The sequence below is a fragment of the Halomonas sp. BLK-85 genome (assembly GCF_044792155.1).
Taxonomy (GTDB): domain Bacteria; phylum Pseudomonadota; class Gammaproteobacteria; order Pseudomonadales; family Halomonadaceae; genus Vreelandella.
Genome location: NZ_CP087731.1, coordinates 2,874,729 through 2,898,573, shown reverse-complemented (window position 1 = coordinate 2,898,573; position 23,845 = coordinate 2,874,729). Strand labels below are relative to the sequence as shown.

The window sequence follows — 23,845 nt, the reverse complement described above, 5'->3', positions numbered from 1 at the left end:
ATGTACTGAGTGCAATACCGGATGGCTTGGATGAAAATAGGTCGTATCAAGATATTTCTGTGTGCCGTGGTTCGCGAGCGATTCTGGTCGGTATTGGGCATCAGCGTGCTTTTTCTTGCGTCCATGACGTTGGGAGGCATTGCCCTATATAAACATCAGGCGTCGGATAAGCGCTTGCTGGAAAATGCCCTTTGGGCTGCCTACCAGCTTGATCGCGAATTGAGGGATGTACGTATTGCCCTGCTTGAGGCAACCCCTGATTCATTGGCGGATCTCAAACTTGCCTACGATATTCTCTACAGTCGTCTGAGGGTGCTTGAACGTGGGCAAGTGGCCGAACTGATACGCAGGGTCGAATTGCGCGACCATAGCATTGATACGATGCTGGACGACATCAAGGCGCTTGACGAGGCGGTGCAGGCGCTGACACCGGCATCCCTGCCTGCCCAGCGTGAAACGCTTGGCCCAAGATTGGTTGCATTACAGGAAGCGACCAACGCACTGGTGGTGCGCACCAATCTCCATTTTGACGGCCAGCGCCAACGCGACCGTGAAGCCCTGTATACCTTGATACGTTCATCGCTGGTACTGGTGGCCCTGACCATGTTGGCCGGTCTGATTCTGTTCTTTCAACTGCGCCATCAGCGTCTGTCGCTGGAATCGCGCCAGCGTGCGCTGACTGAAAGCAACGCCCAGCTAAAAAAAGCCAAGCAGCAGGCTGAAAAAGCCAGCCAGGCCAAATCCGATTTCATGGCCGTGGTCAGTCATGAAGTGCGCACGCCGCTGAATGGTATCGTCGGCCTGACGGATCTGATTGAAGAAGAGGTTGTGCGCACTGACAAAGGGCGCGACTACCTGAACACCCTGCGCGCAAGCACCGAAGCGCTTTCCACCGTGATCAACGATATACTGGATTACTCACGCATTGCTGCGGGTAAGCTGGCATTGGAGCCTCGGCCATTCTCCTTGGACAAGTGCCTGCAAACGCTCTGCAGCGGTTACCAACTGCGTACTGAAAATACCTCAGTTACGTTCTACTGTGACCGACCTGAGGCGCTGGGGGTCGTGGTGGCCGATCCAGACCGTTTGCGCCAGGTACTGATGAACCTGCTCAACAACGCCTTCAAGTTTACCGATGAAGGCAGTGTGGCACTGGATGTGACCGCTCAGCGAGATGATGATCAGCTGCATGTTTGCTTCAGCGTCAGCGACACAGGCTGCGGCATGAGTGAGAAGCAGCAATCCGAACTGTTCAAGCCTTTTTCACAGGTAGACAGCTCATTATCCCGGCGCCGCCAAGGCTCCGGTCTCGGGTTGGTGATCAGTCAGCAGCTGGTCGAAGCGATGGGTGGCCATATCGAATTGCACAGCGAACCAGGCTGCGGCAGCCGGTTTTCTTTCCGGCTCACCTTCACCGCCCAGCCCGTGGAACCCTTGGTACCTGAGGTGCCGCAAGCCCCCAGTCTGTATGCCCGAATACTGGTGGTGGAAGATAATCCGGTTAACCAGATGTTGGCTCGCAAACAGCTCATCAAGCTTGGCCACGAGGTCAGCGTGGTGGAGAACGGTCAGGAGGCGCTGGATATCCTCGCCCACCAGCGTTTTGATCTGGTGCTGATGGATATGCAGATGCCGGTGATGGATGGCACCGAAGCCACACGGCAACTGCGTGCAAGGGGTGAAACCCTGCCGATACTGGCAATGACTGCCAACGCCATGCCGGAAGATGCCCAGCGTTGCCTGGATTCAGGTATGCAGGCGGTGATCACCAAGCCCGTCAAAGTCGCCGAGCTACATAATACCCTCTATCATTACCTGTCATTGGCAAGCTCTTGACAGCCTGACAAGCCGAGGCAGGCCGGGTTGAGCGGGATGTCTTTGCTGGCGTTGAAACGTCAACAATCTCTAAGGTAGTTATCCAGCAGGCGACCCAGCTCATCAGCATCGATGGGTTTCCCAAGGTGCGCATTAACGCCAGCTCTCTCGGCACGCTGCCTTTCATCGGCAAATACGGAAGCAGAAATGGCAATAATCGGCATCCTGAAACCGTTCATGCGTATGGCGCGGGTGGCGTCAAAACCGTCCATCTGTGGCATTTGCAGGTCCATCAGGATGGCATCAAATGTCTGGGTCCAGCAGGCATCCAGCGCTTCCTGGCCGTTGTTGACCAGGATTACTTCAGCGTCAAAACGGGTCAGGATGCGCTTGATCAGCGTTTGATTGATCCTGTTATCTTCAGCCACCAGAATCCGGCGTCCTTCAAGCGAGAGGTGAGCCATTTCCTGGGAGCCGGGATTGTCCTGCATGCTGGCGACGGTCAAGGGCAGCGCGACCCTGAACCGCGTGCCCTTGTCAGGCTCGCTGTCCACCGTTAGCTGGCCGCCCATCAATTCCGTCAACTGGTGGCTGATCACCAGTCCCAGGCCGGTGCCACCATAGCGTCGGGTCGTCGATATATCAGCCTGGGTAAAGGCATTGAACAGGTTGGCAAGTTGGTCTTCGGACATGCCGATACCGGTGTCGGTCACCTCAATGCATAGCCGGCACTGCCGGTGCGACTCATATTCACCGTTCAGTTCAACGCTGACCGTTCCGCGGTGGGTGAACTTGATGGCATTACTGACCAGGTTGGTCATGACCTGCTTCAGACGCAGGGCATCCCCGTAGGCGGCCTCTGGTAAACGGGGGTCACGGCGTAATACAAACGCCAGACCCTTTTCATCAGCCTGACGGGCAAACAACGCTCGCTGCTGTTCCAGCAGCTCCTCCAGGCGGAAAGGGCGGTTCTCCATTTCCAGCTTGCCGGATTCGATCTTGGAGAAATCCAGCACATCGTTGATGATGCCCAGCAACAGCTGAGAGGACGATTGAATATTGTCAAGACACTCACGCTGTGAGGCGTTTAATGAAGACTGGCTGAGCAGGTCACCAAAGCCGATAATGGCATTGAGCGGGGTGCGAATTTCATGACTCATGTTGGCCACAAACAGACTTTTGGCCTGGCTGGCCTGTTCCGCCTTATCCTGACGTTGCTTGCGATGGGTAATATCGGTGGCTACCCCGACCAGTCGCCGCTTTTCGGGGGGCAGATTGAGCTGCAAGGGAATCTTGGTGGTCTGGAACCAGCGCTGTTGACCGTTACTGTCGGTCACCGGCTCTTCTGGAATAAACTTGGACTTACCGCTGTTCAATACCTCCTGATCATCAAGCAGAAAGGCTTCGATTTCTTCTGGGCGCGGTGAAAAGTCGGCGTCGGTCTTGCCGATAATCGCCTCAGTAGGAACGCCAAAAACGGCGGCCAGCGTCTGGTTGACAATGGTGAAGCGGCCCTGCCAATCCTTGACAAAAATCGGCGTTGGCAAGGCATCGATCACGTCCTGCAGGAAGGTGCGGTCTTCATCGATCTGATTTTCCAGCGCCAATCGCTCAGTGGCATCAACGCTCGAGGCATAGACCTTGCCATCCCGGGCCCGCGCCTGCCACTCCAATGAATGGTAACGGTTATCCGCGTCGCGAAAGCGGTTAACAAAGTTGATTACGGTAGCACCTTCTGCCAGGCGGCTGAAGGCGTCCTTTGTCTGTGGGATATCATCGGGGTGGAGGTAATCAATGGCATACGCACCGACCATGCTAGCGGGATCGTGGCCGAGAAGTTCATGAAACGCCTGGTTGGCCCGCAAGAATCGCCCGTCAAGATCGGTAATGGTCATCAGAGAAAGCGATACGGCAAAAAATGCCTCAAGATCGCTTTGTAGTGCACCTTTGTCATCGTTGCCCTCAGGGAGCCCTTCACCCTGCCTATCACTCATGCTGATGCCCTAACTGTAAATTCCCCTTTAACACTATCGTGCCTGTTAGTACTACCGTGTCACTCTTTTTCATCCCCTTTCAAGCTAACGGTGGGCCTGCTTGATCAATTCTTCCAGAAAATCGGCGGCTGTCAGCGGCTTGGCATAGCGATAACCCTGAGCGTAGCGATAATCCAGCTGGCGGAGAAAGCGTTCCTGATCGTCTGTTTCGACCCCTTCGCCGACGGTTTCAAGGTTCAAGGATCTGGCCAGCCCGGATAAACTGGCCACCACAGCGGCACCCGCCCCATCGGGGCTGTCAGAGACAAATGCACGATCAACCTTCAGGATGTTGAAGGGTAAGTGGATCAGTCGACTCAATGACGAATGCCCTGTGCCAAAGTCATCCAGAGCAAGCTGAAAACCGACGTTGGACAGCGATTCAAGAAGTTGAGCCACCTGGTCATAGTGTTCTATCAGGCCACTTTCGGTGATCTCCAGCTTTATCTGGGCAGGCATCAGGCCAGCCTTCGAGGTGAGTGTTTCAAGTTGGGAGACCAGATCAGGGTCCTGGAGTTGCCTGGGTGATACGTTGAGTGACATCCACAGGTTCTGGCCACAGACGTCATTCCAGTATTTTAGCGTCTGACAGGCGTTTTCAAATACCCAGGCCCCCATCTGGCCAATCAGCCCCAACTCTTCTGCCAGCGTTACAAAAATGTCCGGCCCAATGACTGGCTCACCCGACTGCGGCCACCTGACCAGCGCCTCCGCGCCTACAATCCTGTTGTCGCCCTGAAGGTCCACGATCGGCTGAAAAACAACCGCCAGCTGTTGCTTTTCAATAGTATTGCGCAGGCGAGACTCGATAGCCACCGCCCGTTTATATTCTTTCCTCTGGTCCGGGTCACTCCAGCACATGGCGCTGACGTTGCTTTCTTTGCGTGCCTGTATCGCGGCATAATCCGCCCTTTCCAGTACGGCATATCCACTGGTGTCGCTATCCGTTGAGTATGCAAGACCGAGGTGAGCGACCAGGTACAGGCGCTCACCTTGATGGGTAAAAGGCTCTTTCAAGGCATCCAGCAAGGCGCGTGCCTGTTCCTCGGCCCAGGTGATAATCAGATGCCTGGCATGCTGCTCCGTCGAGGCGACCGACACTCTGGTGGCCAGAAAGCTGATATCCGTGTTTCTTGCCAGAAGGTCCTCAGGCTGAAGGGCGTTCTGAATGCGCCTGGCGACCTGCTGTAACAGCTGGTTGGCGAAGACAGCTCCATAGGCGTAGCGAATGCGCTCAAGGTCTTGCAAGCGAATTTCGATCATTCCTGCAACGCCTTCAGGTCCGTCATTTTGGGTTAGCTGCTGACTGAGGTGGGCCAGAAGGCCCCGGCTGTTGATCAGGCCAGTGACACCGTCTTCCTCACTGGCTTGCAGGAAACGCTGTTGGGCACTCATGTGGCTCTCCCGGAGCTCCATGGTGCGAATCACGATATCGGTCAGGTAGTGATACAGGCTGATGTCACGTTCAGAGAAGGATTCATAGAGGTTGGCCCGTGAATCCAGCAGGCAAAGGGTACCAATCACCTGATTGTCTCGGGTGACCAAGGGCATACCAGCATAGAACCGCAAGCTTGACGGCCCAGTGACGAAATGACTGCTACGGAAAACAGGGTCTTGCTGTAGATCGGGTATCACAACCATGGACCTTTCGGCCACGGTGCGTTCACAGAATGTCTGGCCTATTGGCGTATCTGGCGCTCGGGTGCCATTGGATGATGCTTTCACCCATTGGCGGTGGTCATCCACCAGGTGGATGGTGGCCACTTGCACGCCGAAAAGGGTAGCCGTCAAGCGGGTGATAGTGTCAAACACCTCTTCACTGCGCGTATCGATGATATTCAGCCGGTACAGTGCTTCAAGGCGTGCCGGATTGTTGAGGTAAGCGAAATCTGGCTGAAGTCGCGGTGTGGGGGCCATCTTGCTGTCCTCCTGATGAGCAGAATATTTGCCTGCTAATATATTTGTCGCCAGGTCGCTCTGAACACAAGCCTTAACTAAAAATTTACATTTGTGCTCCTTGGCAAGCAAGCGGCTGACCAACAGGCCCCGATACGCCATTTACAGAGGCTGGTTGCAGGAATGCGTAGCAAGCGACAATCAAGGGGCCGACGTTGTCAACAGGTCTGCCAATGCTGATTCATCAAGGGCAACATCGATGTTGTCGACCCTGCCATCGGCAGTCAGGGAGATGACGCTGACGGCACCTTCTTCCCGCGGCAACATGGCCAGCTGTTCTGCCTCGCGGGCGAGCAGCACCCGGAAGGGGTAATCACGCAGAGACGGTATCGCGAACAGGCGGGCGACAAGGCGTGGCATGCCGCTGATATCGGCGACATATACCAGGCCGGCGGCGGTGAAATCGCCCTTTTCCAGTTCGCCAAAGCTTTGCTTCATCAGGTCATTGGCATCCATATCCGCGCTGAACAGCACGTGACGAACGCCGGGGTAAGGCAGTTGATACGCGTTGCCGAAAGCATCCGGTAGCTGCAATGAGGGGAAGGCATCGCCTGTTTGAAGTGGGCTTGACGGGGTTTCGCCCTGAGCAAGGCTCAGTGGGGCGATCATCAGAGCAAGGGTAAAAAGCACAGAACGCATGATAATGACCGTATAAGTGGTGGGTTAGGAGTAGATAACCTACGCGCCCAAGTAGCGCTATCACAAGCATTGAGGCTGTGAAAAAACGCCGCATACGCGTGGGTAGGTGGCCTTTATGCCCGTCACAGTTTCTGATTGATCTGCCAGTCATTGCTGGTCAGCGCCACGCCACCTCGGTGAGTAACCAGCACGGTATCACTGATGCCGATCCCCCACTGGCCGGGCAGGCGCAGGCAGATGGGCAGGTGGAATACCATGTTTTCCTCGAAGACGTTCTGTTGGCCACGGGCAATATAGCCGGTGCCTTCCACCCAGCTGGGCGGGAACTGGGCACCGACGGCATAGCCAAAGACCCCGGAGAAAAACAGCCGCTGCGCATGAGGCACCAGTACGGCTTCCGCGGCACGGGCGGCATCATCAAAGGTGTTGCCGGGGCGCATGGCCTGAATCAGCGCTTCATAAATGTCCCGGCAGATATCGCGCACCGCCTGCATCTCATCAGAGGCCTGGCCGGCCACGGCGGTGCGCATCATGGGGGCAGTGTAGCGCTGATAAGCCGAGCCGAATTCCAGAAACACCGGGTCGCCGGGGGCAATGGGGGTGCGTTTGTGGTTGACGTGAATCACGCTGATGCGTTGCCCGCTGGTGACAATCGGCTGCAGGCTCATGAATTCGCTGCCTTCGGCAATCAGGGCGCGAGCGCCTTCAGCGGCGATATCGTTATCTGTCATGCCCAGGGCAATGATGGCTTCTGCCGCCGCCAGGCCCGCGGCGGTTATCCGGGCGCTTTCGCGCAGGCAATCCAGCTCAAGCGCCCGCTTGACCAGCCGCTGGCCGTCAAGGAGTTCGCCGCCGTCCGGGTGGAAGCGCTCGCTGCCAAGACGCGCCTGTAACGGCTGGGTGACGCCGAAACGCAGGCCTGCACTGAAGGCATCCAGGCCGATGGCCTGAAAAGGCGCCAGCAGGTCGGCCAAGGGGGCGATCACCTCATCAATGCCTTCCCAGCGATAGCCGAGGATCTCATCCACAGTGGCGGTGACCACCGCCGGACCGGTTTCTATCGAGGGCACCTGTAAGGTGATGCGCTCAGCGGTAACCACCAGGGCGGTGTGTACCGAGACTTCAAAGGTGTGATAACCGGTCAGGTAGAAAATATCCGCCGGGTCGGTGAGCAACAGGGCATCACGGCCAGCGGCCTGCATCAGGCGGCGGGTATGTGCCAGGCGGGCGGCAAATTCTGCGTTTGGGAAGGGCAGTTCAGCGCCTTGCAGCTGGGCGGCAAGGGCATGGCGGTAAGCGTGGTAATCCATAGGGCCTCCGGGGCAAAAGACAGCCAACTCTGGCGAGTTTAGATGCAAAGTCGGCAAGCTGCGCGACAGAGGCGTTAACGGCGGCTTTCAACGCTTGGCTGGTGTTCCAAGCTGGGCCATCAAATACCGGTACATGGCGTCGGCGGCAGGCGAAAGGCTTAGCCCTGAGCGGCGTAACAGGCCTATCTGGCGCTCAAGGTGCGGCGTGGCCAGGGGAATAAAGCGCAGCCGCTCATGCTCTTCCTGGAAGGCCAGCCTGGGCAGTGTGGTTACCCCGATGCCGGCTTCCAGCATGGCGGTGAGCGAGATCATATTGGAAATATACAGGGTGCTATGGGACAAAAGCTCTGCCGCCGGTGAGCCTTCCAGCAGGCGCGAAGTACCGTTGCGGATCAGCGTATAGGGCTTGAGTGCCCGCCAGTGCAATGCCGCCTGCTGCGCCAGCGGGTGGTCGTCGCGGCAGACCACGCCAATATCATCGTGCAGCAGGGCTTCAAAGCTCAGCGCTTCATCGGGCAACCAGAGACTGGTGATGCCGAGTTCGACGTCACCCTTGAGCACCATGTCGTTGACCCGTTCGGAGTGGCCGTCCTGCAGGCTGATATCAATCCCCGGGTAGCGTTGCAGAAAGCCGGCCAGCAGTGATGGCATCAGTCGGCTGGCCACCGAAGGCACGGCAGCGATATCCACCCGCCCGTGCTGCTGACGGGCAATCGCCAGGGCATCCCGGCAGACGCGGTCGTGGTGGGCCACCAGCTCGCGAAAGCGCGGCACGCACCAGTGGCCAAAGGGGGTTAACTGAGCCTTACCGCCGCCTTTCTCGAACAGCGGCTGGCCAAGCCGCTCCTCCAGGTCGCGTATTGCCATGGAAATGGCCGGCTGGCTGCGGTGCAGTTGGCGGGCGGCAGCATGAAAACCACCGGTATCAAGAATCGCCAATACATAGCGCATGGGCGCCAGTTTCAGGTCGGGAAGCATGGTCTGTTTTCAGCCATTCAGAGCGGTAAGTTTTGCTGATCATTTTATCTGCATTATTGATTATCCTTATCTTCGTCTCTTCTCTAGCATGGCGTCAAATGCTTGTTAATCACCCTGCTGAAGGAACGCTTTATGTCATCCCCCCACGCGCTTTATATCAACGGTCAATGGGTCGACGGCGACCGCCATATTACCAACGCCAACCCTTCTGACCTGACCGATGTCATCGGTGATTATGCCCAGGCCAGTGTCACTCAGGTGAAAGAAGCCATCGAGGCGGCGCGCCTTGGCCAGCGGGAGTGGGCCAAGACCGGGCTTGAGCAGCGTTATGGCGTGCTGATGGCGATTGGCGATGAGCTGATGGCGCGCAAGGAAGCGCTGGGGCGCCTGTTGTCGCGTGAGGAAGGCAAGCCGCTGGCAGAAGGCATGGGCGAAGTTGCCCGTTCGGCGCAGTTCTTTCATTACTACGCTGCCGAAGTGCTGCGCCAACTGGATGATCGGGTCGATTCCGTGCGCCCCGGGGTGGAAGTCGATACCCGCCGTGAGCCGGTAGGCGTGGTAGGCGTCATCAGCCCCTGGAACTTCCCCATGGCAACAGCAGTATGGAAGATTGCCCCGGCGCTGGCGTTTGGTAACGCCGTAATCTTCAAACCCGCCAACCTGGTGCCCGCCAGCGCCTGGGCGCTGACCGAGATTATCAGCCGTCAGGCGCTGCCGGCGGGTACTTTCAACCTGCTGATGGGCAGTGGCGGCAGCGTCGGGGAGGCGCTGATCACCAGCCCCGCCATCAACGCGCTGACCTTTACCGGCTCACTGGACGTCGGCCGTCGGGTGGCCGCTGCCACCGCCGGCAACCTGGTCAAGTGCCAGCTGGAAATGGGCTCCAAGAACGCTCTGATTGTGGCGGAAGATGCCGATCTCGACCTGGCCGTGGAAGCAGCCTTCAACGGCGCCTACTCCGGCACCGGCCAGAAGTGCACCGCCTCTTCGCGGCTGATTGTTCACGCCGCGGTTCACGATGCCTTTGTCGACAGGCTCAGCGCGCGTCTGGCCAACGCCAAGGTCGGCCCGGCTCTGGAAGAGGGCGTGCAGATTGGCCCGGTGGCCGATGAACGTCAGCTTGAATCCAATCTGAACTGGATCGAGCGCGCCCAGGCCGAGGGGGCCACCCTGGCCTTTGGCGGCGAGCGGGTCGCGTGTGCCAGCGACGGTTACTTCATGGCGCCGACCCTGTTTGTGGATACCACCAACGCGATGGCGATCAACCGTGAAGAAGTCTTCGGCCCGATTGCCTGTGTGATCAAGGTAGCGGATATGGACGAGGCAATTGCCACCCTGAATGACACCAACTTCGGCCTGACCGCAGGCATCATTACCGATTCCCTGGCCCTGGCCACCCGTTTCAAAGCCGACGCTGAAACCGGCTGCGTCATGGTCAATCTGCCGACGGCGGGAACGGATTACCACGTGCCCTTCGGTGGGCGTAAGGATTCCAGTTTCGGCCCGCGTGAACAGGGGCGCTATGCGCGTGAGTTCTACACCGTGGTCAAGACCTGCTACGTCAAGGCGTAAGGAGTCGCGCATGTCCAGACAGATGCTGACCGTGGATGGCTTGCAGTACTCCAACTGGTCCCGGGAGATTTTTGAACAGATGCGCGAGGGCGGCGTGGATGCCGTCCATGCCACCCTGGTCTACCACGAAACCCTGCGCGAGACCCTGACCCGCATTGGTGAGTGGAACCGCCGTTTTGAAGCGCATGGCGACCTGATCATGCCCGTTCATGCGCCGGGCGATATCGAGCGCGCCCATGAGGCGGGCAAGGTGGGCATCTTCTTTGGCGCCCAGAACTGCTCGCCGATCGAGGACGATATCGACATGGTGGCGGTGCTGCGTCAACTGGGACTGTTGATCATGCAGCTGACCTATAACAACCAGAGCCTGCTGGCCTGCGGCTGTTATGAGAGCGAGGACAGCGGTATTACCCGCTTTGGCCGTCAGGTGATCCGCGAGATGAACCGGATCGGTATGGTGATTGATATGTCGCATAGCAGCGAGCGTTCGACCCTGGACGCAATCGAGCTTTCCGAGCGGCCGGTGATTATCTCGCATGCCAACCCGAGCTTCTTCCATGATGCCAAGCGCAACAAGTCGGACAAGGTGCTCAGGGCGATTGCCGAAAACGATGGCCTGCTGGGCTTTTCGGCCTATCCCTTCCACCTGAAGAACGGCCCGGACTGCACCCTGGAGGACTACTGCGACATGATTGCCCGCACCGTTGACCTGATGGGCATTGAGCATGTCGGTCTTGGAACCGACCTGTGCCAGAACCAGCCGACCGCGGTGCTGGAATGGATGCGTAACGGTCGCTGGTCAAAAGAGATGGATTACGGCGAGGGCAGCGCCAGTAATGCGGGTTGGCCCAGGCCGCTGGCCTGGCTGCGCGATAGCCGCGATTTTCCCAACCTGATTGAGGCCCTGCGCGCCAAAGGCTTCGCCGAGCAGGATGTCGCCCGCATCATGGGGCGCAACTGGGTCGCATTGCTGGAACGCACCACGACCCCGATGGCCTAGATGCCTGGAATGGCCGGGCTGATGGGCCACCCCTTAACGATAACAACCTACAATAATCAATAATGAGGTTTCCCCATGGACTCTTCCTCTAACACGCCACACAACAAGGAGAATGCCTCAGGGCTTGGCAAGTTCGGCGACCCTGTCGTGCTTGGGCTTAGCGGCGGCTTTGTCATCCTGTTTGTCGTTCTTTCGCTGATCAATACCGAGGGCGTTGCCGGCGCCATTTCAAGCGGCTTTGCCTGGACCGCCGCCGTGCTGGGCGCGTATTTCCAGTTGCTTTTGCTACTGACTTTTTTTATTGCCATTGGCCTGGCAGTGTCACCGGCGGCCAGTGCCAGGGTGGGCGGTCTTGAGTCGCCTGAGTTAAGCACCTTCAAATGGCTGTCGATCATCATGTGTACCCTGCTGGCCGGGGGCGGGGTGTTTTTTGCCGCCGGTGAGCCGGTGTATCACTTTGTGGTGACGCCGCCGGCCTTTGATAGCGAAGCCGGCACGGTGGAGGCGATTGCCAGTGCGCTGGCGCAGTCCTTCATGCACTGGGGCTTTCTGGCCTGGGCGGTGCTCGGCTCATTGACGGCGATTGTGCTGGCCTATTGGCACTACGACCGCGGCCTGCCGCTGCAGCCGCGTACCCTGCTTTACCCGGTACTGGGGCATCGCCTGATGCGCAGTTGGGTCGGCGGTGTGGTTGATGCCTGCTGCGTGATTGCGGTGGTCGCGGGCACCGTTGGCCCGATCGGCTTTCTGGCCACCCAGGTCAGCTTTGGCCTGCATGAGCTGTTTGGAATCAGTGAAGGCTACATTACCCAGCTGATGATCCTTGTTGTGCTGGGCGCTGTATACGTCACCTCGGCGGCGACCGGTATCCATAAAGGCATCCAGCTGCTCAGCCGTTTTAACGTCTTTCTGGCACTGGCGATTGCGGCGGTCATCTTTGTGTTTGGCCCGACGCTGTTCTTTACCAACGCCTATCTGCAGGGGTTCGGTGTCTATATCAGCTCCTTCTTTGCCATGGCCACCATGACCTCGGAAACTGCGCCGGGCTGGTGGATGCAGTGGTGGACGGTGTTCTTTTTTGCCTGGTTTATCGGTTACGGCCCGCTGATGGCGATTTTCGTGGCGCGTATTTCCCGTGGCCGAACCGTTCGCCAGATGATTCTTGCCGTGGCGGTGATGGCGCCGATTGCCACCACCGTCTGGTTTACCCTGCTGGGCGGAGCCGGTATCCATTACCAGCTAAGCGGTGTAATTGACCTGGCCGAGGCGCTCAACAACTTCCAGTTTGATGTGGCGACCCTCACCGTGGCCCAGGCGCTGCCGGGGGGTGTTGTCATGGCGCTGGCGATCCTGCTGCTGACCACCATCTTTGTCGCCACTACCGGTGACTCGATGAGCTATGCGATTGCCGTGGTGTGTACCGGCCATGATCAGCCGCACACCGCCGTGCGGATTTTCTGGGGCATCACCATGGCACTGATGGCGGCCATCCTGCTGTATATGGGCGCCGGACAGATCGGTGTGCTGCAGCAGTTTATCGTGATTACCGCGATTCCCGTTTCCCTGGTGCTGCTGCCCTCGCTGTGGCTGGGCCCGCAAGCAGCCTACGCCATGGCGCGCGAGCAGGGGCTGAGCACCCGCAAGAAGGTGGTTGTTCATGAGTAACCGCGAATGGGGGCTGGCGGCGTTGAATCTGCGCTGTGCCGATGACGTCATGCAGCTGGAGCGTCTGGGCAGCCTGCATGCCTGCCGCCTGAGTTTTGTGCGCAGCCTGGTGCGCCAGATGGGGCGTCAGCGCTGGCAGGTCAGCCGCGAGCGGTTTGATCTGGATGAAAACGGTTATGGCACCGCCATCTATCGCCTGCAGACGCCTTACGGGGGCTATCACGGGGTGATGTTTGCCCAGGCGTTGGATGATTCGCGCCGCTCCGACCGGGTAATTGCGGACGCCTGGGATGTCACCTTTGGCCTGATTGAAGGCGATGTGGACGCCAGCCTGCTGGAACAGATGGCGGCCAACGTACCCCTGCAGGAAGCCGGCCGCCAGCACCCCAGGGTGCTGGTGATTTCCCGCGCCAATAAAAGCCTGCGCAACTTTGCCCACTTTGTAAAAGCGCTGGCCAAGGGCGAGCAGCCCGACCCCGAGTGGCTGACCCGGGTCGGCTATCTGTATCGCACGACGGCGGTCTATGGCAACGGCAAGTTCGGCATTGCCGATTTTGCCCGCCTGCATGAAAACCCGGATTTTCGCCGGCCTTTTTCAGCGCAGATGGCAGGCGTCTATCTGCTGCGCCATTTCTCGATTGAGCAGGTCGAGCACCTGGCCCGCTGTCAGGCGCCGCAAACCGCCTGTGCCCTGGCCACCGAGCTGCGCCGTTATCTGGGTATCGGCAATTCCACCGGCCTGGGCATGGCGCCGTTTTTGATCAGTCACCCGCAATTGATTGCCCAGTGGGTCAATCAGCGGGAAACCGCCCTGGCCTTGGCCCAGCGCCAGTTACCCAGCGAGGAAGACCGCCAGCGGATGCTGGCGCTGACCCGGCGCGCCCTGCAGCACCTTGAAGAAACCGTCACCGAGGATGGCGAACAGACCGAACGCAATGCCGAGACCGTCGCCAGCCTGCCGGATGTGCTGGCCTGGCTGGAAAGTGCTCCTCTGGAAGACGATCTGTGGGCGCAGCTGACGGCCTGGAGCGAGCGCACCCTGTCGCTTGAAGCCCAGGAGCTGATCAATACCCTGCTGATCGAGCTGTATCCAGAGCGGGTTGACCCACTGGAGGAGCAGATGGGGGTAACCGAAAACCTCGACCTTCAACCGGACATGCCGTTGATTCGCCTGCGCCAGTTGATCGAGACCCATTACAACTGGGCACTGGCGCATGATTACCAAAGCCGCGAAGGCAGCTACTGGTTCTGGTACCGCTCCGTGGAGAAGGAAGAGCCACGCTTGGGTGTGCGTCATGAAGAAGCCGGCGCCGAGAAGGAAATGCTGATTGCTATTGGACCCAGAGTTGCCCATAGCCATGCGGCCATCTGCGAGTTTCTCGAGGACAACCCCCGGGCCAAGGTGGTGGATTTCCTGCTGGCCAGGCCACGCCACAAGGAAATCATCCGCCGGGTGCAGACCCTGGTGAAGGATACCTATGGCGATATCCACGCCAATCTCTGGCATCAGGATATGAAGCCCATGCACCTGTTGCGCACCAAGCTGGCATTTTTCGGCGCCAGCCGCTTTGACCCGAAATCGGACCGCTGGGTACGCATCACCCTGTTCCAGGGCGCACCCCTGGTGGAAGAGCTCAACGCCGAGCCGCAGGATCTTGGCCGCTTCGATGACTGGAGTTTTCCGCTGCAGCCGCAGCGTGAAAACGGTGCTGTCGGCCCTGCAGGGCTATCGCCACAGGCAGGGCCAGCCGCAGCACTTTGTAACCATCAACCTGTGCAGGGACAAAGCCCATGAAAGTCTCCTTCAATGAGCTACAGGGGCTGTGCCGCAAGGCCTTCACCGGGATCGGTTTTGAAGACGGCGATGCCGCCGATGCCGCGGACATGGTGGCCTGGATGCAGTGCCATGGTTTTAATGCGATTGACCAGCTCAACCGTGGGCTGGACTTCCTGCTGGAAGAAGACCCGGAATCCCTGCCGCAGGTGATTTACCAGGACGGTGACCTGGCGGTGCTGGATGGCCACGGCCAGAGCGTGCTGCGCAGCATCAGCCTGGCCACCGAGCTGGGCTTTGCCAAGGCCCGTGCGCGGGGGCTTTCAGTGGTCAAGATCCGCCGCTGCCACAACCGGCAGTTGATCATGGGCTACCTGTCCCGCCTGGCCGGGCGGGGCATCAATATCACGGCTTTCTGGCGTAATGTTCAGGTGCCGCTGACCGAGCAGGTCGTGGGCTTTCGGGCCGGTCATCCCACGCCTGAAGTGCGTATCTATTCGGTGCGCGATGTGCCGGAAGAAAACGAGCCCAACGACGGCATCACCCTGGTGATGGCCAACCACGTTGAGCTGCTTCCTTCTCTGGGCGCTGACCACGACCTGGATCTGCTGGCGCGTCACTCGGAGTCCGACCTGATGGCCTGTCGCGAGCGCTCCCTGCAGGAGGGTATCGAGGTGGACGATGCCATCTGGGCACGCCTGAAGGCGCTGGCGCACCGTATTCTGGTCGAGTCATCAGAGGCGTCCCGAGGCGGCGCTGGTGCCGGCGTCAATGACAATGACTGAGACCCCCTCAGGGTGTGACAATCTCACACATCGTGGTAGATGGCATAAGGTTATAAATTAAAGGTCTTTTCAACAGCCAAGGAGAGACCTGAATGCCTTTTTCCCAGCGAGTATTGACCACTGCCTGTATCGCCCTGCTCAGCCTGAGCGTTTCAACCGCCAACGCCGAAGATGCCAAACGTGATGTCGCTGAGCTTTCAACGCCGATTGTGATGTTGACGCCGGTAGTTGCCAAAAATGCCCAGGAGCTTGAGTTGAATGCCGAGCAGCAGGCGGCACTTGAAGACTGGCTGGCCAGCAGCCCGGCCGTGCGTGAAGCCCTTGAAGACCGTGTCATTGCTCAGCGTGGCGAGCTACGTAGCATGATTCTGACAGGCGCTGACCCACAGGCCCGTGCTGAAAAGGCCGCCTATATCGGTCAGCTGGAATCCGAGCTGTTAATGATGCGCTCCAACTGTGCCGACCACTGGCGAAACGTACTGAGCGAAGAACAGTTTGCCAGGGTGCTGGAACTGGCCGGCAGCTGATCGACAGTGTAAGCACCTGATGATACTCGGGTGCCTGCAGCACAGTGGATCTGGCACTATCATTGCTGAGGGCACCAGGGCGGTTAACGGCGAATGCCAATGGCTCTGCCTGCCATGGCCGGAGGTTCTGCCGGGCGGGACAGCGCCTCAATGGCGGCCTGAATAGCCGAGGGAAAGGGCGCTGGGCGTACCGAGGTGCTATCCATACCCATCAGCATCTGCTCGCTGGTGGCCAGCTGCCGCCCCTGGCTGTCATGCAGCTCAAAAAACACGTGTAAGCGCTTGGCGTCGCTGTCCAGAAGTGCCAGCGAAACGTTCAAGGGCTCTCCCTGATGGGTTTCACGCTGGTAACACAGGTGGGTTTCCAGCGTATAAATGGTATAGCCATGTTCGGCCCGCCCGCTTTCATCCAGGCCGATATGATCCATCAACGCCTCCACCGCCAATGAAAATACCCGGGCATACTCGGCATCGTTCATATGGCCGTTATAGTCGACCCACTCAGCGGCGACCTGGGTGTTAAAGATAATCATCTGTGGCTCCCTGAGGTGGTTACTGCCCGGCTGCGCGCAGGATGGCATCCAGCGCTGCCTGGTAGCCCTGCGTGCCCAGCCCGGCAATCACACCGTTGGCGCGAAGCGACACGTAGGAATGCTGGCGGAAAGTCTCGCGCTGATGAACATTGGAAATATGCACTTCCATCACCTTGCCTGTGAAGGCGTTGAGCGCATCCAGAATCGCGACCGAGGTATGGGTGTAGGCGGCCGGATTGATGATGATAGCCCGGGTGCCATCGGTGCGCGCCGCCTGGATGGCATCAATCAGCACGCCTTCATGATTGCTTTGCAGGCAGTTCAGCTCCCAGCCTGCGAGCACGGCTTTCTCACGCAGAGCATTGTTGACGTCATCCAGGGTTTCATAGCCGTAGATGTCGGGCTCCCGGCTGCCCAGCAGATTGAGGTTGGGACCATGAAGAACAAGGACCTTGTTTAGCGGATCTGGATAAGCGGACATGGTGACTCCTGCACAAGAAACGGATCTAGCATCATTCTAACCACAGAGACGCTGATGCGGCATGGGTGCCGGGTTAAAAAAGCGCGCTAAAAAAACGCCCCTGACAGAAATCCGTCAGGGGCGCCAGCGTCAGTCACTGGTCAGGCGGTCAGCCAAACAGGGCGAAGCTTCCTGAGTTCAAAAACATATGAACGATAATACCGGCGATATAACCCAGCATGATCACCGGCGTCCAGCGCAGGTGGCCCATAAAGGTATAAGCGCCGCGGGCCTGACCCATTACCGCCACACCCGCCGCTGAACCAATCGACAGCAGGCTACCGCCAGTACCCGCCGTCAGGGTGATCAACAGCCACTGCCCATGAGACATATCCGGCTCCATGGTCAGTACCGCAAACATCACCGGAATGTTATCGATCAGCGCCGAGATCACCCCCAGGGTGATGTTGGCACCGGTAGCATTCCAGCCCAGGTAGAGGCTTTCAGAAAGCATCGCCAGATAGCCCATGAACCCAAGGCCGCCTACGCACATGACGACCCCATAGAAGAACAGCAAGGTGTCCCACTCGGCTCGCGCCACGCGATTGAAAACATCAAAGGGCACCACGCTGCCCAGATTTTCCAGTTTTTTGTGGTCACCCCGGCGGCTGTAGCGTTCACGCTTGCGTTCCAGCGAGCGCGGCAGGCTGCGACGCAGGTAATAACCAAAAAACTGCAGGTAGCCCAAGCCCGTCATCATGCCCAGCACCGGCGGCAGGTGCAGCAGGGTGTGGCAGAGTACGGCCGTGGTAATGGTCAGCAGGAACAGGAAGATGATGCGACGTGCGCCGCGTTTCAGGTAGACGTCTTCGTAAACGCTTTCCGGCTTGGCATCCTTGATAAAGAAGCTCATCACGATGGCGGGCACCAGGAAGTTGACCAGCGAGGGGAAGAACAGGATAAAGAACTCCTGGAACTCAACCATACCGGCCTGCCAGACCATGAGGGTGGTGATATCGCCGAAGGGGCTGAAAGCGCCGCCCGCATTGGCCGCCACGACGATATTCACACAGGCCAGGTTGATAAAACGCTTGTCGCCCTCGGCCACCTTGGTGACCACGGCGCACATCAAGAGGGCAGTGGTCAGGTTATCGGCAATCGGCGAGAGCACAAAGGCCAGGCCACCTGTCAGCCAGAACAGCTTGCGATAGTTAAAGCCTTTGCGCAGCATCCAGGAGCGCAGCGCATCAAACACCTTGCGCTCGTCCATGGCGTTGATATAAGTCATCGCCACCAGCAGAAACAGCATCAACTCGGTGAATTCCAGAAGTGTCACACGAAACGCGTGTTCGGAATCTGCCGACATGCCGTTCTGGACATACACCCAGCCAATAAGGCCCCAGATAATACCGGCGGCTACCAACACAGGCTTGGACTTGCGCATATGGATCTTTTCTTCGGCGATGACCAGCATGTACGCCAACACAAAGACCGCAATGGCAAAAAAGCCCACGCCTGTACTGGTCAGGTCAAGCTCGCCGGTAGCCGCCAGCAGCGCAGGACTGAACAGCATCAGCGCTGAAAAGGTGCATAGAGCCAACAAAAAAAGCCAGCGGCGATGGCATCGCGGCTGGCTGGGAGGTTCGTTCAAGGGCGTCATAGTGAGTTTATCCTTAGCGTCTTTCACCCAAAGGGATGAAAGAGAGTGGTTGATATAAGGGGTGGCAAAAAGCCGCACAATTCTATCAGCCTGTATTGCGATGCAATAAGGAATAAAAACGAACGAAGTCCATGGTTATGCCTATGACTGTGTCTTTTTTTTGTAAGGTAGCCTTTAGGTGAATGGTATCTTTGTCAAAAATGAGTGTAGACAGAATAAAAAACTGTGCTTGGCGGGCGATCTTCAGTGAGACAGACACTGTTGCCCTATATGGAAGCTTCCTGAGTGCCAGACGTCAGCCATAACGACAATCATACCCGGCTCACCAGTCCCAGGCGCTCGGCGTTGCGCGCCAACAGATAGCATAGCACCCCCCAGATCAGCGCCTGCACGGGGAGCAGCCAGGGTGCCAGACTGACGCCGGCCAGCACACCGCCGCCGTAGTAGGAAAGCGGTCCACTGACAGCGCCGGCCAAGGCAGCCAGCCAGGGCAGGCGCCATAGCCAGGTCAGCGAATGCGCCAGCAGAGTGGCAAACAGTGGCCAGAGCATCCAGAACCACAGCGGCAGTAACCCGAATAGCTGGCTATGGTCGCTGAAATCAAAACCGCCCAGCAGCGTCAGGCTGCCATCCAGCAGTAATCCTAATCCTGCAAAGCCTGCCAGCAGGCGCCATTCTCCAGGGCGGGCAATAAACCGCAAGTGCCCGCCAATCAGCACAAGGCCGGTGGCCAGCGCCACCCAGGAGCCTCCCAGCACACACAAAAGCCAGCCGGTCTCAAACCCTATCAGGTTGAAAACCAGCTTTGGCCAGCGCGGCGCGGATGCCTTGTTCATGGCGCGCCGGTCAACGGTGCCGGTTTGGCCTGAGGCTTGGCCAGCACCAGATGACAGGTACCAATCGAGCGCTCAATAAAGCCGCCTTCGCAGTAGCAGAGGTAATAGCGCCACATGCGAATAAAGCGTTCGTCGTAGCCTTGGGCGCGTACCGCCTCCAGGCTGGCCTCGAAACGTTGCCGCCACTCGCGCAGGGTGCGGGCGTAGTGCTGGCCGATTTCGTCCAGCGCCACCATGTTGAGTGACGTCTTGCGCATCACGCTGGACAGCATGGCGTGGTGCGACGGCAGAAAGCCACCAGGAAAGATGTACCGTTTGATAAAGTCCATATCCCGTTTGGCAGATTCAAAACGCTGGTCGCGAATGGTAATCGCCTGCAGCATGGCCTGGCCTTCGGCGTTAAGCAGGCTGTCGATCTTGGCCAGATAGGTATCCAGATACTGATGGCCGACGGCTTCAATCATTTCAACGGAAATCACCCGATCAAAGGTGCCGGCAAGTTCGCGATAATCCTGCTTGAGCAGGGTGATCCGGTCTTCCAGACCTTCCTGTTTGATGCGCTCGGCGGTGTGGTTGTACTGCTCTTCAGAAATGGTCGTGGTGGTGACCTTGCAGCCACGACTCCTGGCCGCATGAATGGCCAGCCCTCCCCAGCCGGTGCCGATCTCCAGCAGGTGATGGTGGGCCTGGACATCAAGCTTTTCGAGCATGATATCCAGCTTGTAGGTAGAGGCTTCCTCCAGGCTGGCTTCCGGGTAGGGGAAGACCGCGCTGGAGTACATCCAGTGAGACTGGTCGAGAAAGGTTGCAAACAGGTCATTACCGATATCATAATGCGCGGCAATATTACGCTTGGAGCCGGTAACGCTGTTGCGCTGAAAACGGTAGGCCAGGTTCAATAACCCGCGAGTAATGCGCGCGCTGCCGTTTTCCATTTCACCGTTGACCTGATCCAGGTTGATGGCGAACAGGCGAATCAGTGCCACCAGGTCGTCGGCATCCCAGTCATGGTCCATATAGGATTCAGCAGCCCCTACGGTGCCGCCAAACGCCAGGCGTTTCCAGGCACGGGAGTGGCGTATCACCACGGTTACGTGCAAGGGGCCGCCCTGGCCCAGATGATAGGATTGGCTGCCATCAATCAGGGTAATCTGGCCGCCCTGCATGGCATCCAGCTGCTTGATCAGGCGTGGCTTGAGCCAGCGAGTCAGCCTGCCTTCTCGGAGTGTCTGGGAAGAATCGCTCTGGGCGGGCGCGCCGGTGGATGCGGATGACGCCGCCAGAGACGCAGATGAAACAATATTGGGGTTTGCAGAGCGTGACGAGCGCAAACGGGTCATTACGGCGTCTCCTTGCGTTGCGGATGGTCAAAAAGGGGTACGCGTTTCAGCCAGAGGCGCAACGCTTCAAAATGAATGCCGGCCACGGTTTTCAGACTTATCCACGGCTGGCGGGCCAGGGTTGAGAGCAGTACCCGGCGAGTCGCCGGGGCCGCTTCGAGCATCAGGGTGGCATCAAACTGGCGGGCAGGCGCGTGGTCGGCCGGCTGGTTATGCCAGTTTTCCATATGTATCAATAGCTTGTCGCCAGGTGTATTGAAGCGCCAGCGGTAGGTCATATCCATGGGGTTGAACGGCGAAACGTGCATGTCCTTGGCAAAGATGGCGCCATGGCTGTGACGTTCGGGATCAACCCGGCAGGCGTAGCAGGTGCGTTCCCGCCACGGCATATTGGTGACTTCCCCCAGCACGGCGGCCAGGCGATCCTGTTCATCAAAGGCGTAGTACATGGAGATTGGATTAAAGACAGTACCCAGTGTGCGCAGCTGTGTGAGGATACAGATTCGCCCTTGGGGGGCTTCGCCCAGCTGACGGGTCAGCTCCTGACGAACGGCCTCTTTGAGGGGCAGCTCGACCGGGGCGAGGTAATCCTCACGGCGAAAGCGCGCCAATGCCCGACGTCGGGCACTGAAACCGGGCACGCCGTCGAACAGGCCGGGCAGCTCGTCCAGATCCAGCCAGGCCATCCATACCTGATAGCTGAAATGATGCTCACGCGGGGTAAAGCGTCGATGGCGCAGGGGGCCGCGATAGATGCGTGAACGTGGCGGGCTGCCGGCTGTCATCCTACCCCCTCGCCAATACCTTGCTGGGGCATCAGCTCATGGGCGGGCAGGGCATCTGGCGTCTGCGGAGGCTGGGCGGCCTCGTCACAGCCCAGGGCCCGGGCCACCCGCAAGGCACTCCAGACGCCATCTTCATGAAAGCCATTACGCCAATAGGCACCGCAGAAGTGGGTGCGGCCAACGCCGGAGATCTCGGCATGGCGCTGCTGGGCGGCATAACCGTCCAGCGTGAACTGGGGATGGGCGTAGGTGAAACGGCCCAGCACCTTGTCCGGGTCAATACTGTCGCTGTCATTCAGGGTGACACAAAAGGTGGTGTCGGACTCCAGGCGCTGGAGGATGTTCATGTCATAGGTCACCGACACGCGCTCACCGGCATCGCGCTGATCCAGACGGTAATTCCAGCTGGCCCAGGCGCGACGGCGGCGCGGCAGCAAGCGGGTATCGGTATGCAGTACCACCTCGTTATCCTGATAAGGCATGGCGCCAAGCACATCACGTTCGGCTTCGGTCGGGTCACTTAGCATGGCCAGTGCCTGGTCGCTATGGCAGGCCAATACTACCTGGTCAAAGCGTTCATTACCGTCTGCGGTGGTCAGCGTAACGCCGGCGTTATCGCGAGTGATCGCCTTGACCGGGGTGTTCAGCCGGATACGCGACGCATAAGGGGCGGTCAGGGCAGGAATATACTGCCGTGAGCCACCGATGAGGGTATACCACTGAGGACGGTGATTCACTGATAGCAGGCCGTGGTTACGGAAAAACCGCACAAAAAATGTCAGCGGGAAGGCGCGCAGGTCACTGATACTGGCGGACCAGATAGCGGCCCCCATGGGTAGCAGGTAGCGGCGCTGGAAGGCCTCGCCATAGCCTTTGTGGTCAAGGTATTCCCCCAGCGTCATGCCATCTGGCAGGCGCTCGCTGTCAAGATCCTTGGTAGCCTCACGGTTGAAGCGCATGATGTCGCCAAGCAGGCGATAAAAAGAGGGGCGTAACAGATTACGCCGCTGGGCGAACAACGACGTCAGCGTATGGCCGTTATACTCAAAATCCTGATCGGTTTCATGCACCGAAAAGCTCATCTCGGTAGGCTGGGCCGGGACCCCCAGCGTTTCCAGCAGGCGCTGGAAGTGCGGATAGGTCCAGTCGTTGAAGACAATAAAGCCGGTATCGATGGCGTGGTATTCCGGGCCGTCTTGACCGGGTACTTCCACATCAATGGTGGCGGTGTGGCCACCCAGGCGTTCGGCGGATTCGAACAGGGTGACCTCATGCTGAGCAGAAAGGTACCACGCCGCGGCCATGCCGCTGACGCCGCTGCCCACCACGGCAATACGCTGGGAGGCCTGAAGCGGGCTAACCTGTGAAGAGAAAGGCTGATTCATCATGGCTCTCCTTGCGAGCGGGTCATGCGCAATCCAACGGCATGGCGTAAACGCGGGGGCAGAACCCCCAGCAGTTTGACGATATAGGTGAATCGGCGTGGAAAATGGATATCAAGATGACCTTTGGCCAGGCCATTGAGCAGTGCCTCGGCAGCCTGTTCGGCAGAAATGCGCATTGGCATGGGAAAATCATTGAGGTCGGTCAAGGGCGTTTTGACAAAGCCAGGATGGATCAGGCTGACCCGGATACCTTCCTGATCAAGCCCCAGGCGCAAGGATTCCAGAAAATAGCTGATGGCCGCCTTGGAGCCACCGTAAGCCTCGGCGCGGGGCAAGGGCACATAGGCAGACGCACTTGAAGTGGCCGCCAGAAGTGGCTTGCCGCCTTCCTGGCGGGCTGTGCGCAGCAGCGGCAAGGCGGCTTCCACACAATACAGGGTGCCATAGAGGTTGGCATCAAAGACGCGCTTGACCAGGTCCATGTCAAAGTTCCGGGCATCCAGATATTCACAGGTGCCGGCGTTGAGCAGGGCGATATCCAACGCGCCTAAACGGGTTTCAATCTGCTGGGCAGCGTCAAGAACGGCTGACCGGTCGCTGATGTCCAGTGGAAGAGCAATGGCGTTAGGCCGCTCGCCGCAGAGTGCGGCAAGCTTGTCGGCGTTACGCGCACTGAGTACTACCTGATGGCCCTCATCAAGCAGCTTGACGGCAACAGCCTCACCTATTCCGGATGTCGCACCGGTCAGCCAGATACGCTGAGGGGTTGACCATCGGCTCATGACTCTCTCC

Annotated in this window: 20 protein-coding genes; 7 read left to right on the top strand and 13 right to left on the bottom strand. The window is 58.6% G+C overall.

Annotated features, from left to right (window positions below; genetic code table 11):
* Positions 1–30 precede the first annotated feature (30 nt).
* The gene (locus LL947_RS13220) at positions 31–1,836 is read left to right on the top strand and encodes a response regulator (RefSeq protein ID WP_499833444.1); all 1,806 of its coding nucleotides are present in this window, start codon (positions 31–33) and stop codon (positions 1,834–1,836) included.
* Between the two features lie 59 nt (positions 1,837–1,895).
* On the opposite strand, the gene LL947_RS13215 is transcribed toward LL947_RS13220, so the two are convergent.
* From LL947_RS13215 to LL947_RS13195, 5 genes are all read right to left on the bottom strand, one after another.
* Entirely contained in the window at positions 1,896–3,809 is a 1,914-nt protein-coding gene (locus LL947_RS13215; RefSeq protein ID WP_499833443.1) for an ATP-binding protein, read from the bottom strand.
* Between the two features lie 84 nt (positions 3,810–3,893).
* Positions 3,894–5,765: a putative bifunctional diguanylate cyclase/phosphodiesterase gene (locus LL947_RS13210; protein ID WP_499833442.1), complete on the bottom strand. Its 1,872-nt coding sequence runs from the start codon at positions 5,763–5,765 to the stop codon at positions 3,894–3,896.
* A gap of 180 nt (positions 5,766–5,945) precedes the next feature.
* Positions 5,946–6,443: a hypothetical protein gene (locus LL947_RS13205; RefSeq protein ID WP_499833441.1), complete on the bottom strand. Its 498-nt coding sequence runs from the start codon at positions 6,441–6,443 to the stop codon at positions 5,946–5,948.
* A gap of 122 nt (positions 6,444–6,565) precedes the next feature.
* Positions 6,566–7,753 carry a M24 family metallopeptidase gene (locus LL947_RS13200; RefSeq protein ID WP_499833440.1) on the bottom strand — a complete coding sequence of 396 codons (1,188 nt, stop codon included), beginning with the start codon at positions 7,751–7,753 and terminating at the stop codon, positions 6,566–6,568.
* Positions 7,754–7,840: 87 nt separating this feature from the next.
* Positions 7,841–8,731, bottom strand: coding sequence for a LysR family transcriptional regulator (locus LL947_RS13195; RefSeq protein ID WP_404414516.1), 891 nt, complete (start codon positions 8,729–8,731; stop codon positions 7,841–7,843).
* Between the two features lie 132 nt (positions 8,732–8,863).
* On the opposite strand from LL947_RS13195, the gene LL947_RS13190 reads away from it, so the two are divergent.
* The 6 genes from LL947_RS13190 (at position 8,864) to LL947_RS13165 (ending at position 16,054) form a co-directional block, all read left to right on the top strand.
* A complete protein-coding gene (locus LL947_RS13190) occupies positions 8,864–10,303 on the top strand; it encodes an aldehyde dehydrogenase family protein (RefSeq protein ID WP_499833439.1) in 1,440 nt (479 codons plus the stop codon).
* A 10-nt stretch (positions 10,304–10,313) separates the two neighbouring features.
* Positions 10,314–11,303: a dipeptidase gene (locus LL947_RS13185; protein ID WP_499833438.1), complete on the top strand. Its 990-nt coding sequence runs from the start codon at positions 10,314–10,316 to the stop codon at positions 11,301–11,303.
* Between the two features lie 75 nt (positions 11,304–11,378).
* Positions 11,379–12,968, top strand: a complete 1,590-nt coding sequence (locus tag LL947_RS13180; protein ID WP_499833437.1) for a BCCT family transporter — start codon at positions 11,379–11,381, stop codon at positions 12,966–12,968.
* On the top strand, positions 12,961–14,763 hold the full coding sequence (locus LL947_RS13175; protein WP_499833436.1) for a hypothetical protein: 1,803 nt from the start codon (positions 12,961–12,963) through the stop codon (positions 14,761–14,763). The genes LL947_RS13180 and LL947_RS13175 overlap by 8 nt, the downstream gene beginning before the upstream one ends.
* A complete protein-coding gene (locus tag LL947_RS13170) occupies positions 14,760–15,527 on the top strand; it encodes a DUF3726 domain-containing protein (protein ID WP_290821454.1) in 768 nt (255 codons plus the stop codon). The genes LL947_RS13175 and LL947_RS13170 overlap by 4 nt, the downstream gene beginning before the upstream one ends.
* Before the next feature lie 92 nt (positions 15,528–15,619).
* Complete coding sequence (locus LL947_RS13165; protein ID WP_290821456.1) at positions 15,620–16,054, top strand: hypothetical protein; 435 nt, start codon at positions 15,620–15,622, stop codon at positions 16,052–16,054.
* A gap of 83 nt (positions 16,055–16,137) precedes the next feature.
* Here the strand turns inward: LL947_RS13165 and LL947_RS13160 are convergent, their stop codons facing one another.
* From LL947_RS13160 to LL947_RS13125, 8 genes are all read right to left on the bottom strand, one after another.
* The gene (locus tag LL947_RS13160) at positions 16,138–16,587 is read right to left on the bottom strand and encodes a thioesterase family protein (RefSeq protein ID WP_499833435.1); all 450 of its coding nucleotides are present in this window, start codon (positions 16,585–16,587) and stop codon (positions 16,138–16,140) included.
* Positions 16,588–16,606: 19 nt separating this feature from the next.
* Entirely contained in the window at positions 16,607–17,068 is a 462-nt protein-coding gene (aroQ, locus tag LL947_RS13155) for a type II 3-dehydroquinate dehydratase (protein ID WP_290821460.1), read from the bottom strand.
* Between the two features lie 148 nt (positions 17,069–17,216).
* On the bottom strand, positions 17,217–18,707 hold the full coding sequence (gene nhaD / locus LL947_RS13150) for a sodium:proton antiporter NhaD (RefSeq protein WP_290821461.1): 1,491 nt from the start codon (positions 18,705–18,707) through the stop codon (positions 17,217–17,219).
* 311 nt (positions 18,708–19,018) lie between these two features.
* Positions 19,019–19,543 (bottom strand): DUF2878 domain-containing protein, encoded by a 525-nt coding sequence (locus tag LL947_RS13145; RefSeq protein ID WP_404414491.1) that lies wholly within the window; start codon positions 19,541–19,543, stop codon positions 19,019–19,021.
* On the bottom strand, positions 19,540–20,709 hold the full coding sequence (locus LL947_RS13140; protein ID WP_499834431.1) for a class I SAM-dependent methyltransferase: 1,170 nt from the start codon (positions 20,707–20,709) through the stop codon (positions 19,540–19,542). The genes LL947_RS13145 and LL947_RS13140 overlap by 4 nt, the downstream gene beginning before the upstream one ends.
* Before the next feature lie 173 nt (positions 20,710–20,882).
* A complete protein-coding gene (locus tag LL947_RS13135; protein WP_290821466.1) occupies positions 20,883–21,668 on the bottom strand; it encodes a DUF1365 domain-containing protein in 786 nt (261 codons plus the stop codon).
* Positions 21,665–23,053 carry an NAD(P)/FAD-dependent oxidoreductase gene (locus LL947_RS13130; RefSeq protein ID WP_499834430.1) on the bottom strand — a complete coding sequence of 463 codons (1,389 nt, stop codon included), beginning with the start codon at positions 23,051–23,053 and terminating at the stop codon, positions 21,665–21,667. The genes LL947_RS13135 and LL947_RS13130 overlap by 4 nt, the downstream gene beginning before the upstream one ends.
* Positions 23,053–23,835, bottom strand: a complete 783-nt coding sequence (locus tag LL947_RS13125; protein ID WP_290821470.1) for an SDR family NAD(P)-dependent oxidoreductase — start codon at positions 23,833–23,835, stop codon at positions 23,053–23,055. The genes LL947_RS13130 and LL947_RS13125 overlap by 1 nt, the downstream gene beginning before the upstream one ends.
* Positions 23,836–23,845 lie beyond the last annotated feature (10 nt).

What these genes read in the sequence shown, in the direction of transcription:
- LL947_RS13200 (WP_499833440.1), bottom strand. Translation starts at nt 7,753, where the DNA reads ATGGATTACCACGCTTACCGCCATGCCCTTGCCGCCCAGCTGCAAGGC.
- LL947_RS13130 (WP_499834430.1), bottom strand. Translation starts at nt 23,053, where the DNA reads ATGAATCAGCCTTTCTCTTCACAGGTTAGCCCGCTTCAGGCCTCCCAG.
- LL947_RS13215 (WP_499833443.1), bottom strand. Translation starts at nt 3,809, where the DNA reads ATGAGTGATAGGCAGGGTGAAGGGCTCCCTGAGGGCAACGATGACAAA.
- LL947_RS13185 (WP_499833438.1), top strand. Translation starts at nt 10,314, where the DNA reads ATGTCCAGACAGATGCTGACCGTGGATGGCTTGCAGTACTCCAACTGG.
- LL947_RS13175 (WP_499833436.1), top strand. Translation starts at nt 12,961, where the DNA reads ATGAGTAACCGCGAATGGGGGCTGGCGGCGTTGAATCTGCGCTGTGCC.
- LL947_RS13180 (WP_499833437.1), top strand. Translation starts at nt 11,379, where the DNA reads ATGGACTCTTCCTCTAACACGCCACACAACAAGGAGAATGCCTCAGGG.
- LL947_RS13125 (WP_290821470.1), bottom strand. Translation starts at nt 23,835, where the DNA reads ATGAGCCGATGGTCAACCCCTCAGCGTATCTGGCTGACCGGTGCGACA.
- LL947_RS13145 (WP_404414491.1), bottom strand. Translation starts at nt 19,543, where the DNA reads ATGAACAAGGCATCCGCGCCGCGCTGGCCAAAGCTGGTTTTCAACCTG.
- nhaD (WP_290821461.1), bottom strand. Translation starts at nt 18,707, where the DNA reads ATGACGCCCTTGAACGAACCTCCCAGCCAGCCGCGATGCCATCGCCGC.
- LL947_RS13170 (WP_290821454.1), top strand. Translation starts at nt 14,760, where the DNA reads ATGAAAGTCTCCTTCAATGAGCTACAGGGGCTGTGCCGCAAGGCCTTC.
- LL947_RS13210 (WP_499833442.1), bottom strand. Translation starts at nt 5,765, where the DNA reads ATGGCCCCCACACCGCGACTTCAGCCAGATTTCGCTTACCTCAACAAT.
- LL947_RS13140 (WP_499834431.1), bottom strand. Translation starts at nt 20,709, where the DNA reads ATGCAGGGCGGCCAGATTACCCTGATTGATGGCAGCCAATCCTATCAT.
- aroQ (WP_290821460.1), bottom strand. Translation starts at nt 17,068, where the DNA reads ATGTCCGCTTATCCAGATCCGCTAAACAAGGTCCTTGTTCTTCATGGT.
- LL947_RS13135 (WP_290821466.1), bottom strand. Translation starts at nt 21,668, where the DNA reads ATGACAGCCGGCAGCCCGCCACGTTCACGCATCTATCGCGGCCCCCTG.
- LL947_RS13190 (WP_499833439.1), top strand. Translation starts at nt 8,864, where the DNA reads ATGTCATCCCCCCACGCGCTTTATATCAACGGTCAATGGGTCGACGGC.
- LL947_RS13160 (WP_499833435.1), bottom strand. Translation starts at nt 16,587, where the DNA reads ATGATTATCTTTAACACCCAGGTCGCCGCTGAGTGGGTCGACTATAAC.
- LL947_RS13165 (WP_290821456.1), top strand. Translation starts at nt 15,620, where the DNA reads ATGCCTTTTTCCCAGCGAGTATTGACCACTGCCTGTATCGCCCTGCTC.
- LL947_RS13220 (WP_499833444.1), top strand. Translation starts at nt 31, where the DNA reads ATGAAAATAGGTCGTATCAAGATATTTCTGTGTGCCGTGGTTCGCGAG.
- LL947_RS13195 (WP_404414516.1), bottom strand. Translation starts at nt 8,731, where the DNA reads ATGCTTCCCGACCTGAAACTGGCGCCCATGCGCTATGTATTGGCGATT.
- LL947_RS13205 (WP_499833441.1), bottom strand. Translation starts at nt 6,443, where the DNA reads ATGCGTTCTGTGCTTTTTACCCTTGCTCTGATGATCGCCCCACTGAGC.